This is a genomic window from Neobacillus sp. S1227, from assembly GCF_055385255.1.
On sequence record NZ_AP038276.1, the window covers coordinates 4,259,560 to 4,271,841 of the forward strand.

A 12,282-nucleotide genomic window follows, 5' to 3' on the forward strand; every position below is an offset into this window, starting at 1 on the left:
TAAGAGCATCATAAGCATTTTTTTATTCTTTTAAACACTTCCTACCAACAATTTAGACAATTTCTTCTTGTTTGACGAATCTGTCTGTTTCCTCTTCTCTTCTTAACAATTCTTTAAAAGAAAGGATGGCTACTTCCACCTGTTCGTCATTTGGTTCCTTCGTTGTAAAAAGCTGAAGCCAAAGGCCTGGGAGACCTAGATATTTTAAAACAGGAACGTCTCTTAATTTATTAGTAAATTGGAGGATTTCAAATGAAATACCCAACACAACCGGTATTAATAAAAGGCGGTCAACAATTCTCAGCCACAGCGGCGATGTTGGCACCAGCATATAAACAAAAATACCAACAAAAACAGTAAATAAGATAAAACTGCTTCCGCAGCGGTAATGCAGCCTTGAGTGGGCCTGAACATTAGCTACAGTTAGCTCTGCTCCAGACTCGTAGGTATTTATTACTTTATGCTCAGCACCATGATATTGAAACACTCTTTTAATCAAGGGTGTTAAGGAAACAAAATAAATATAGGAAAGAAGAAGGATAAGCTTGAAGAGGCCTTCAATCAGAACCTGGGAAAAATCCGATGAAAAAATGGGTCTTGTCAATTCCGCTAGGAAAACTGGAATTAGCGTGAAAGCAAATTTGCCAAATAAAAATGAGATAACCCCGATCACTGCCACACCCAGGTACATGGTCAATTTTGAAACTTCTTTTTCCTTTAAGGTGTCATCCTCCTTTGGATCTAAATCAAATCTTTCAGTTGAAAAATTCAAATGTTTAGAACCATTGGCACTTGCTTCTATTATAGCAACGATTCCACGAATAAACGGAATTTTTTTAATTTTCGTTAAATAAGGATTTGTTTTACGCGGCAGATGGAAATATTCGACTGTATCGTCCTTTCTCCTTATTGCCGTAACATAATGATGTTTACCTCCGAACATAACTCCTTCAACCACGGCTTGACCGCCATAAACATTCTTTTGTGTATTAGACATTAGTTAAAACACCAACCTATCCAAAAGTAGCACAATAGCAGAAATGATAAATCTGTATGTACTTAAATGTATTCTACTAGAAAACCGAAAAAACCTCTAGGAAATGACATAAGTTTTCCATTTAAATTAGAAAATAATTTTTTTATGCAAGGATTGTTGTTACGGGGGCATAATAAAATTGGTATTTATTTAGAACAGAAAATTAATTGGTATCAAAATTAATGGAGGTTGTTTTTATGGCTGCTAAGAAAAATCCGGGAACATACCCTAAGCCAATGTCCCTGCCGGCAATGGTCTTTTGGACTGGTTTATTTGGAGGGGTTTTTTGGGGAACGATTGGTTTTTTCGCAAGCTACTTTAGTTTAACTGAAATCCGTCCAAATATAATCCTTGAGCCATGGATGCTGGGGAACTGGAAATATGGGTGGAAAGGAACGATTTTGTCCATTCTCATTATGGGCGTCCTATCAGTTGGTGCAGCCTACCTATATTATGCGTTATTAAAAAGGCTGAAAGGTATGTGGATTGGCTTAGGATATGGAATAATTTTGTTTTTAATTGTTTTTGTTGTTCTGAATCCTCTTTTCCCCGGGATGAAACCATTCTCTGATTTAAGCAGAGATACTATTCTGTCTTCCCTTTGTCTCTATATTCTGTATGGGATTTTCATTGGTTACTCGATCAGCTATGAATATCAAAATCAAATGGTTCAAAAAAACGAACCGGCAACTTAAACTGTTATTAGTCGTATTAATGCGGTTATGATAAAATAATTGTGTCCGTTACAGATTGAAAAAGGAGAGTGGACACGATGGAGAAATTGGAAAAATTAAGGTCAAGTTTTTCAGCACAGGGAATCGATGGCATACTTATTACAAGCCCCTATAACCGCCGTTACATATCAAATTTCACAGGTACAGCAGGCATTGTTTTAATCAGTGCTGAAAAGGCTCTATTTATTACAGATTTCCGTTATGTTGAACAAGCCCAAAAACAGTGTGAAGGGTTTGAAATCATTAAGTTTTCGGATACGCTTCCTAAAGAAGTCGCTGAGCAGGCAAAAAAGCTAGGGATTCAAAAATTAGGCTTTGAAGAGGATTATTTAACATACTCCTCCTTTAAAGTATATGAGAAAGAGGTCGAAGCTGAACTTGTTCCTGTTTCAGGTTTAATTGAAAAGTTACGCTTGATAAAGACCGATTCAGAGATTAAGATATTAAAGGAAGCAGCGGATATAGCTGATGCCGCATTTAAACATATTTTGGGGTTCCTGCGACCGGGATTAACCGAGCTGGAAGTCTCCAATGAGCTGGAATTCTTTATGAGGAAAGCCGGAGCAGTATCTTCTTCCTTTGATACCATTGTCGCTTCGGGTTATCGTTCAGCCCTTCCGCATGGTGTTGCCTCTGACAAAGTCATTGAAAAAGGTGACATGGTCACTTTAGATTATGGTGCTTATTATAAAGGATATGTTTCTGATACCACAAGGACTATTGCTGTCGGCGTGCCTGATGCCAAAATGAAAGAAATTTATCAGGTTGTCCTCGAAGCTCAATTGCGCGGCATGGATGGAATTAAACCTGGAATGACCGGAAAAGAAGCGGATGCTTTAACTCGGGACTACATAACAGAGAAAGGGTACGGAGAGTACTTTGGCCATTCAACGGGGCATGGAATTGGGCTTGAGGTTCATGAGGGACCCGCTCTTTCGTCTAAGTCTGACATTATCTTAGAACCAGGCATGGTTGTAACCTGTGAACCAGGCATCTATATTCCTGGACTTGGCGGTGTTAGAATTGAAGACGATACGCTTATTACGAAGGATCATAACGAAAGGCTCACACATTCTACAAAAGACTTAATTATTTTGTAACTATTTTAGGAGGATTTGCCAATGATTTCTGTTAATGATTTCCGTACTGGATTAACCATTGAGGTGGATGGCGGCTTATGGCGCGTCATGGACTTCCAGCACGTAAAGCCTGGTAAAGGAGCAGCGTTTGTCCGCTCCAAATTGCGTAACCTTCGTACCGGAGCCATGCAGGAAAAAACATTCCGTGCTGGTGAAAAAGTAGAAAAAGCACAAATTGATAACCGTAAAATGCAGTATCTGTATGCAAGCGGCGACCAGCACGTGTTTATGGACATGGAGTCCTACGAGCAGGTTGAACTGCCTGCCACAAGCATTGAATATGAATTAAAGTTTTTAAAAGAAAACATGGAAGTTCATATCATGATGTTCCAAAGCGAAACACTTGGAGTTGAGCTGCCAAACACGGTTGAACTTGAAGTAACTGAAACTGAGCCTGGGATTAAAGGTGATACCGCATCAGGCGGCTCCAAGCCGGCAACGATGGAAACCGGTCTTGTTGTTCAGGTTCCTTTCTTCATTAACCAAGGTGATCGCTTGATCATCAACACAGCTGAAGGTACTTACGTATCCAGAGCATAAAATGTAATAAGCCTTAAGACTTTAAACGCATCTTAAGGCCTTTTTATTTTTGGAAAACGGAGCGTAAATTTGCTCCCCTTCCCCACCTCGTTTACATCATAATGCAGTTGCAATTTATTCTTCACAATGGTCAGTCCAATTCCATTCCCTTCGATTTCCTGCCTGCTCTTATCTCCCCTGAATCCTAAAACTTTAATTTACCGGCTAGTATCTTTATGCTTTTTCGCAAATCCCCCAAGATTACAGTTTTACTTTTTGCAGTCTTAAGGCGTTGAGAACAACGGAGACGGAACTGAATGCCATCGCTGTCCCTGCAAGCCATGGAGCAAGGAACCCTAATGCTGCAATAGGAATGCCTAAGGAATTATAGGCCATTGCCCAAAAAAGGTTTTGTTTAATATTTGTAATCGTTTTTTTGCTCATGAAGATCGCATCTGCAATGCTGTTTAAATCCCCGCGAATGAGTGTAATATCAGCAGCTTCCATAGCGACATCGGTGCCTGTTCCAATCGCCATACCAATATCCGCGACGGCAAGGGCGGGGGCATCATTAATCCCGTCACCGACCATTGCCACCTTTTTGCCTTCTGCTTGCAGCTTTTTAATTTCGGCTGCTTTTCCTTCTGGTAGCACTTCAGCAATGACATTACCGATTCCTGCTTGTGCAGCAATGGCCCTTGCTGTCTGCTGATTATCACCGGTAATCATGATAACCTCTAGACCCATTTTTTTGAGTCGGCTGATGGCCAATTTGGACGTTTCTTTAATGGTATCCGCCACCGCTGCAATGCCCGCATACTGTCCGTCGATAGCAGCTAACATCGCTGTTTTCCCGGCCCTTTCCAGTTCTTCCATTTGCGAAAGTGCCGGTTCTATTTCCACATTAAATTTCGCCATTAGCTTTCTTGTGCCAATAAGTAACTGCCTTCCATCCACAACTGCTTTTATTCCAAAACCGGGTATGGCTTCGAATTCGGCTGGTTCTTTTAGTAGAAGCCCTTTTTCCTTAATTCCCTGCACGATTGCTTGGGCAAGCGGATGTTCTGATTGCTTTTCAGCTGACCCAACCAAGGTTAAGAATTCTTCCTCCGTAAAGGAATTGGCGTGGTCGACATCCGTTAACACCGGTGTCCCATTTGTAACGGTGCCTGTTTTATCCAAAACCACAGTTGTAATGCATTGAGTCATTTCCAGGTGTTCGCCGCCTTTAAAGAGAATTCCATATTCAGCGGAGCGGCCGGAACCCGCCATGATGGAGGTTGGCGTCGCAAGCCCCAATGCGCATGGGCACGCAATCACTAAAACGGCGATCATTTTTTCCAAACTTTCGGCGAAATCTCCTGGGGCAGCCCAGAAGTACCAGATGATAAAGGTGAGCAATGCAATGGTAACGACAACCGGAACAAACACGCCGGATATTTTGTCAGCAAGCCTTTGAATCGGCGCTTTGGAGCCCTGTGCCTCTTCAACCACTTTAATAATTTGTGCCAAGGCGGTATCCCGGCCAACCTTTGTTGCTTCCACCTTAAGGAAGCCGTTTTTGTTCAAGGTAGCCCCAATCACCTCATCGCCTGCTTTTTTATCAATCGGGATACTTTCACCTGTTAACATTGACTCATCGATAGCTGATTGTCCCTCTACGATTCTGCCGTCAACGGGGATTTTTTCACCCGGCTTTATATAAAGAAGGTCACCGACTATAACTTCTTCAATAGGGATTTCCATTTCACGGCCTTCTCGATTTACAGTTGCTGTTTTGGCTTGGAGCCCCATCAATTTTTTAATAGCCTCTGAAGACCGTCCCTTTGCCCTTGCTTCAAATAACTTCCCTAAAATAATTAAGGTGATTAGAACTGCACTTGTTTCATAGTAAAGTTCTACCATATGAGAACTATTGATAAGCGACAAGATGGATAAATATAAACTGTAAAAATAGGCCGCTGATGTTCCTAATGCAACAAGTACATCCATATTGGCACTTTTATTTTTTAATGCCTTATAGGCACCGATGTAAAATTGTCCGCCAACAAAGAACTGTACCGGTGTTGCGAGGAGCAATTGAAACCACGGATTCATAAATATGTCGGGTACCCAAATAAAAGAAGTAAACGAGAAATGGCCAGCCATTGCCCATAAAAGTGGAAAAGATAGGATTAATGAAAAGATAAACTTCTTCGATTGCTTTTCGACTTCCTTTTGGCGGTGGTCCACTTGCTCTTTTACTTCTTCTTTGAGTTTTGCCCCGTAGCCAAGATTTTCCACCTTTTTCATGATGTCCGCTGTTGTAAGTGCAGAACCATTAAATTCAACAGTTGCTTTTTCAAGAGCTAGGTTAACGGTCGCCTTGACGACACCATCCAGCTTGTTTAAGCCTTTTTCGATCCGTGCTGAGCACGCCGCACAAGTCATTCCGGTAATATCGAATTCCACTTTATCAGTTACGACATCATAGCCGAGGTCCTTTATTTTCTGTTCGATTTCTTCCAGTTTTATCTGGGCAGGGTCATATTTAATTGCTGATTTTTCCAATGCAAGATTAACGGTTGCTGTCTCAACTCCTGCTAACTTATTCAGACCCTTCTCGATTCTAACTGCACAGGCAGCACAGGTCATTCCGGATATTTGCAGGCTTGTTTCTTTTAAAGCTTGACTCATAATAAGTCAACTCCTCATATAGTGAGTTGAAATTGTTTTATTAAACTACATCATAACCTTGGTCATCAATTGTTTCTTTGATTTTATCGAGGCTGACGCTTTCAGGGTTGAATTGAACCTCAACTGATGCTGCATCTAAATTTACCTTGACAGCATTAACGCCAGTAAGGGCGCCGACACTACCTTCTACTGCTTTTACACAGTGACCGCAAGACATTCCTTTTACGTTTAATGTTACTTTTTCCATGTTGATCATCCTTTCAAGAAAGTATTTGTTATTTTGGTTTCTATTATTATGTTACTGTACCCCCCTACCCTATGTAAACATTTTTGTTTAGGTTTCACAAAATGTCCACAAACACAATCTTTATGTTGTTGTAAAAACGGTATATCGTTTTTTTATTCTTCATGGAATCGTCACTTTTACTGCTGGTGCCCTTTGAGTAAGTACTATGAAAAAAACCCTGCCCTACCTTGGGTAAACTAACAGTACTATTTTCACCCTCTGAAATACTAAAAAAGAGAATGGAGTAAATCTCCATCCTCTCAAAAGCATTCTATAAACCACACTTCAATTGTGCGCCACAATTAGTACATGTATTACAGCCGCCGATTTCTTTTACTTTTCCTTTGCGGCATACTGGGCATGTGTTGCCAACTTCAGAACCAATCGTTACGTCTGTGGAACGAAGATCAGTGATGGTGTCGACTAGGACAACATGCTGCTTTTCTTCTTTTTCAAAAATAGATAATTGTTCATTTGTGTTTTCTTCAGCTTTCAATGTTAGAACCTGTGAATCGCGTGAACCGTCCACATAGACAGTACCGCCTTTTGCACCGCCGCGGTATAAACGCTCGTATACTTTTTCAACCTGTTCAACACTGTATCCTTTTGGTGCATTTACTGTTTTACTGATAGAACTGTCAATCCAGCGCTGGATGACACATTGGACATCTGCGTGTGCCTCAGGAGCAAGATTCATTGCAGTCACAAACCAGTTTGGCAGGTTATTCGGATCTGCTTCTGGGTTACGGTCCAAATACTCTTGGACGATATCAGCTTTTACTTCGATAAATTTACCAAGGCGTCCACTGCGGAAATATGAGAATGAGAAATAAGGCTCTAATCCTGTGGATACCCCAACCATTGTACCAGTGGATCCCGTGGGAGCTACAGTTAACAAATGAGAATTCCTTATTCCGTTTTCCACAATAGATTCACGGATATCTTCAGGCATTTTTTTCATAAATCCAGTATTGATGAAAGCTTGGCGTAAACGGTTTGTTTCCTCTTCTGTTTCACCTGTTAAGAATGGGAAGCTACCCTTCTCTTTCGCCAGTTCAACAGATTGTTTATAAGCTGTAGTTGCAATGGTTTCAAATACTTGATCAACCAGCTTATTACCTTCAGGTGAACCGTACTCAGTTTCGCAGTAGATAAGCAGGTCGTGCAGACCCATTACCCCAAGACCTACGCGGCGCTCACCGAGTGCTTGCTTTTTGTTTTCTTCCAAGAAGTATGGAGTAGCGTTGATGACGTTGTCCTGCATCCGAACCCCGACTGCTACTGTATTTTTTAACTTTTCAAAGTCTACTGTTTTAGTTTCCTTATCTGCCATTTCTGCAAGGTTGACTGCAGCAAGGTTACAGACGGAAAATGGTGCGAGTGGTTGTTCCAATTTGTTATCCCATTGGTTTTTTATCCAATAGTTCTTACAGTTTTATTCCTGTAAGTTCAGCATACCTTTTCATTACACACTTGTTTCATGTATTTAATCAATTCTTTTCTTCCACGATCTTCTCCAAAAACTGCTTTTGAAATGACTCTGAAATCTTTCACCCCAAAATGTTTTTGGATATCATCTAATAATGGCTTAATAGTGGTTTTTATTCTATTTAATGGAGTTTCAAGTACAATTTCTCTGTTTTCCTTTGACCATTGAATAATATAATCTTTAATAGATTCATGAATCTTTAATCTATTGTCAACATAAATATCTGTTGCTTTTTTTATTGCAACTTTACCAGCACATGATTGACTACAAAATTTTCGAGGGGAAGTTACTATTACAATAAATTTTTGCCCGCATACCTGACAAAATCTATTTTGTCTTTCCTTCTTAAATTTACCTTTCTGCGCCAAACCAGATTTTCTTAATCCCTCAATCATTCTTTGCTTTGTTGTACCCTCAGTAGCCCATAACTTTTTTGTGTGTTCACCGATTCTTTTTTTGGAATTTTTATTGTGCTTAAGATTATAATGCCCGTTAAGTTCTCCAAAAGCAGCCTTATTTATGGTAGTTTCACTTGAATTTATCCATTCGCTAATGGTTGAAGTTAAAGAAAATGGTAATTCTTTATAAATCTTAAGCAATTCCTCATAAGAAACAAGTTCACATACTATGTTGTATTTTTCTTCAATGGTATCAAGGTCTCTTCTAGCATTTTTTTTTACTTCTTTATTTCTTGACTTAATTTCCACTATTTTTACAAGCCTATTATCTTTATCGTAAAAGAAAAAATCGGGCTTATACATTTTATAACCAAGATCAAAGACTTGATCCTCATATCCCCACTGAATCGAATAAAAGTCAAGGTATTTAGCATAAGCGTATTCATACGAGCTTCTTAAATAATGCCCTTTGTAAAAGCCCGCATAACCCCTATTCACTGTAATCACCTTAATTCATAGTTTCTTCATTGAGTGGGTTTTTTGTGTGTAATGTTGCGGCCTCGTGGATGGATTATATTCTGCTAGTGCAGGTTCACCATCTATGCGTTGCCCCTGACTAGACTTTTAGATCTAGCCTTCGGTTCGGATTAGCATCTCAGCCTTCCCGCTTTATTCCGCAATTTTTAACGTGAGGCAAACTAAGCTACCTTACCACACGGATTCGTTGCTACTACCTGTTGACCATATGCTTTAGCATTTGTCATGTCATTGGCATTATCGATGAAGAATATGCCTGGTTCAGCAGAGTATGTTGCGCATATATTAATCAAGTTCCAAAGTTCTTTTGCCTTGATCTTTTTGTAAACACGAACTTTGTGGCCTAATCTTTCCCACTCACGAACGTCTCCAACTTCATGCCATTTTTCATTATAGATTTTCATTTCCTCTTGGTCGTAGTTTTCAACGTAAGGGAAACGTAGTTCGTATTCACCATCGTTTTCGACAGCTTCCATAAATTCTTTCGTTAAGCAAACTGAGATGTTTGCACCAGTCAAAAATTCAGGATTGTGAACTGTATAAGTACCACCTGTTGCCAATTTTTCTTCAGCATCTGCAATAATTGCTTCACTAAAGCCGCCATAGCCAGGAATGTTTTTATAATTCACAATTCCTTGGTACATTGCTTCCTCTTGCAGAGTGAATGGTGTAAACTTCAGCTTTTCTTTTGCAAGCTTTTTGATTGTTTCATCAGATGTATTTTCAATTAAGAATCTTAGAATTCTAGGATTTTGCATCTTTGAAATAATAAATTCAATGATGTCTGGATGCCAATCCGCGAGCATGATCATCTGGGCACCCCTGCGCGAACCCCCTTGCTCAACAAGATGAGTCAACTTCGCAATATCATCGAGCCAAGAAACCGAACCGGATGACTTACCATTTACACCTCTTGCTAAGGTGTTCCTTGGCCGTAATGTCGAACCATTGGTTCCAACACCGCCGCCGCGGCTCATGATTTCCATAACCTGCTTGCGGTGGTCGGAGATTCCTTCACGAGAATCCGCTACGAACGGCATTACATAGCAGTTGAAATAAGTTACCTCAGTACCGGAGCCCGCACCATAAAGAACACGACCAGCCGGAATGAAGTTCAAGTTCACTAGCTCTTGATAGAACTTTTCTGTCCATTCGATGCGCTTCTCTTCCGTCTCTTCTACGGCAGCAATGCCAGTCGCAACACGTTTAGCAATCTGCTCATAGAAAAGCTCTAACGGCTTTTCAATGACATCAAGCGAACTATAAATAACTCCAGTTTCTGCTGCTTCACCATCGAGGACGCCTCTAAATTCCTCTTCTACTAAAACCTTAGCTTTCTTCTTCTCCCAATCGATTTCCTGAATGTATCCTAAGCCGCGTGCCGGGAATTTTGGATCTTCTTTAATCGTAAGAACAACAAAGTCGCCGTTTGTAAGGGTAATTTTTTCAGTGTCTTTGAAGGTGTAGCGGTCCAACATAACTAATCGCGAAACACCCTTATGAGTTATTTTCATATCTGGGGTGACCGGGTGCACCTGTGGAAAAAGGCGGATATCCTCATTCAACCTCCCAAAATCAATATTCAATTCTTGTCTAAAAACTACAGACATGAATACAACTCCTTTATCTATATTCTCTATCTTGTGTAGGAATCTAGTAAGCTTTTGCTTATCTAGTTGGTTTAATAAATTTAAGTTACCATATATGAACATTGCATGGCAACTAAAAATCAATATATAGTACCGAAAATATTTTCGACACCCCTATATATTGTTATTTGATACAAAAAACATTTATTTTGTCAAACTCTAAAATAAATAGATTCACGAGAAAATAAAAGATTTAGTGTAATTTTCGCCATAAAACGAGAAATTTTAACAATTTTCGCCGGTTGCCTCCAATAAAACAGGAAAAAAGCGGCAAAGCCGCTTTAGCAAGTCATCTTTTAAAATTCCACTCATCATCTTCATATCGTACTTTGGCGAGCTTATTAACATAGGCAAGCTCTTCATCCGTCAACTGATAGGGTTCAAGCTCAATATTTAAACCTTCTGCAAATCCTTTATAAAAAGCCTCCTTGGCCTCGTCAAGAGTTATCCTTCGCGGACTAATCGCATTAATAGCAACAGCCTTGTCCTTGAACGCTTTTTTCATCCGCTCCTTCACCCGGTCATTCGGGTACTTGAATAAGCTAAAAAGCTTGTCTTCATCCAGGTCCAAAAGAATCGAACCGTGCTGCAGAATAACACCTTTCTGCCGTGTTTGAGCACTTCCTGCTACCTTGCGCCCTTCCACCACTAACTCATACCAGCTGGGAGCATCAAAGCAAACCGCGGACCTAGGATTTTTTAAGGCATCCCGTTCCTCAGCTGTTTTCGGAACAGCAAAATATGCTTCAAGTCCCAGTTGATGAAATCCTTTTAAAATCCCTTCAGAAATAACTCGATAAGCCTCGGTAACTGTTTTGGGCATTGCTGGATGCTCCTCTGAAACAATTACGCTGTATGTCAGTTCATGCTCATGGAGAACCCCTCTTCCGCCAGTCGGTCTTCTGACAAAGCCAAGGCCGTGTGCTTTTACCGCTTCCATATCAATTTCTTTTTCAACCTTTTGAAAGTAACCAACGGACAGCGTCGGCGGGTTCCAGCCGTAAAATCGGATCACCGGTGGAATTTTCCCCTCGCTGTGCCAATCTAACAACGCTTCATCCAATGCCATATTAAAAGCAGGAGAACTATTGCCAGAATCGATAAACCACCATATTTCCTTTTCCATAGAAAAACCTCGTTTATTTATAATTTCCTTTTTTAGTCTATCAAAATGATGGGGAAATTCAAAATAAGATGTTTCTGGTATAATTTTTTAAGAAGATTTTTGTCCATTCTTCTTTATCTTTAAGAAAATGACTTATATAATAAATACTAGTGCAACAAGCTTGAAGGGGGCAAATAGAAGTTGAATTCACTTTATGTTTTATTAATTATTGTCGTTGCGGTTATCATCTACTCTGTTTTTACTTTTTTCTATCAAAAAAGGATTGTAAAAACAGTAACAGAAGAGGAATTCCGTGCAGGATACAGAAAGGCACAGCTGATTGATGTTCGTGAACCAAATGAATTTGAAGGCGGACATATTTTAGGAGCACGTAATATTCCAATGTCACAAATTAGAATGCGTATGAAAGAAATCAGACCAGACATGCCTGTTTATTTATATTGCCAAAGCGGCATGCGCAGTGCTCGTGCAGCTCAATTTTTACACAAAAAAGGCTACAAGGATCTAACCCAGCTTCAAGGCGGGTTCAAAAAGTGGTCTGGTAAAGTGAAAGCAAAAAAATAATCGTAATTTAATGGTCTCCAGAACATTTCTGGGGGCTTTTATATTGATCTTTATTTTAAAAATAGGACCTATTAAACGTTCTATTGGTGAATTGAAAACCTAAAAAAACAGGCTCCGGAGCATCCAGAG

At 40.0% G+C, this 12,282-nt stretch carries 9 protein-coding genes and 2 pseudogenes; 4 read left to right on the forward strand and 7 right to left on the reverse strand.

Annotated elements, in window-relative coordinates; translation table 11 throughout:
• Window positions 1-52: 52 nt before the first annotated feature.
• Entirely contained in the window at window positions 53-997 is a 945-nt protein-coding gene (locus ACZ5AE_RS21405; RefSeq protein WP_464566580.1) for a DUF1385 domain-containing protein, read from the reverse strand.
• Window positions 998-1,233: 236 nt separating this feature from the next.
• Here ACZ5AE_RS21405 and ACZ5AE_RS21410 point away from each other — a divergent pair, with 236 nt between their 5' ends.
• From ACZ5AE_RS21410 to efp, 3 genes are all read left to right on the forward strand, one after another.
• Window positions 1,234-1,731, forward strand: coding sequence for a YqhR family membrane protein (locus ACZ5AE_RS21410; RefSeq protein ID WP_464566581.1), 498 nt, complete (start codon window positions 1,234-1,236; stop codon window positions 1,729-1,731).
• 77 nt (window positions 1,732-1,808) lie between these two features.
• Window positions 1,809-2,870, forward strand: coding sequence for a M24 family metallopeptidase (locus ACZ5AE_RS21415; RefSeq protein WP_464566582.1), 1,062 nt, complete (start codon window positions 1,809-1,811; stop codon window positions 2,868-2,870).
• Between the two features lie 21 nt (window positions 2,871-2,891).
• Window positions 2,892-3,449 (forward strand): elongation factor P, encoded by a 558-nt coding sequence (gene efp, locus ACZ5AE_RS21420; protein WP_464566583.1) that lies wholly within the window; start codon window positions 2,892-2,894, stop codon window positions 3,447-3,449.
• Between the two features lie 240 nt (window positions 3,450-3,689).
• Here efp and ACZ5AE_RS21425 read toward each other — a convergent pair whose 3' ends face one another.
• The 6 genes and pseudogenes from ACZ5AE_RS21425 to ACZ5AE_RS21450 all read right to left on the reverse strand — a co-directional run bounded on the left by ACZ5AE_RS21425 (window position 3,690) and on the right by ACZ5AE_RS21450 (window position 11,589).
• Window positions 3,690-6,104 carry a heavy metal translocating P-type ATPase gene (locus ACZ5AE_RS21425; RefSeq protein WP_464566584.1) on the reverse strand — a complete coding sequence of 805 codons (2,415 nt, stop codon included), beginning with the start codon at window positions 6,102-6,104 and terminating at the stop codon, window positions 3,690-3,692.
• Window positions 6,105-6,144: 40 nt separating this feature from the next.
• Entirely contained in the window at window positions 6,145-6,351 is a 207-nt protein-coding gene (gene copZ, locus ACZ5AE_RS21430; protein ID WP_464566585.1) for a copper chaperone CopZ, read from the reverse strand.
• A gap of 310 nt (window positions 6,352-6,661) precedes the next feature.
• Window positions 6,662-7,780, reverse strand: a pseudogene (locus ACZ5AE_RS21435) (vitamin B12-dependent ribonucleotide reductase); the annotation flags it as partial.
• A gap of 59 nt (window positions 7,781-7,839) precedes the next feature.
• Window positions 7,840-8,775, reverse strand: a complete 936-nt coding sequence (locus ACZ5AE_RS21440) for a restriction endonuclease (protein ID WP_464566586.1) — start codon at window positions 8,773-8,775, stop codon at window positions 7,840-7,842.
• Window positions 8,776-8,984: 209 nt separating this feature from the next.
• A pseudogene (locus tag ACZ5AE_RS21445) lies at window positions 8,985-10,424 on the reverse strand (vitamin B12-dependent ribonucleotide reductase); the annotation flags it as partial.
• Window positions 10,425-10,752: 328 nt separating this feature from the next.
• Window positions 10,753-11,589 carry a lipoate--protein ligase family protein gene (locus ACZ5AE_RS21450; RefSeq protein WP_464566587.1) on the reverse strand — a complete coding sequence of 279 codons (837 nt, stop codon included), beginning with the start codon at window positions 11,587-11,589 and terminating at the stop codon, window positions 10,753-10,755.
• 180 nt (window positions 11,590-11,769) lie between these two features.
• Here ACZ5AE_RS21450 and ACZ5AE_RS21455 point away from each other — a divergent pair, with 180 nt between their 5' ends.
• Window positions 11,770-12,153, forward strand: coding sequence for a rhodanese-like domain-containing protein (locus tag ACZ5AE_RS21455; protein WP_213144868.1), 384 nt, complete (start codon window positions 11,770-11,772; stop codon window positions 12,151-12,153).
• The last annotated feature ends 129 nt before the right edge of the window (window positions 12,154-12,282 follow it).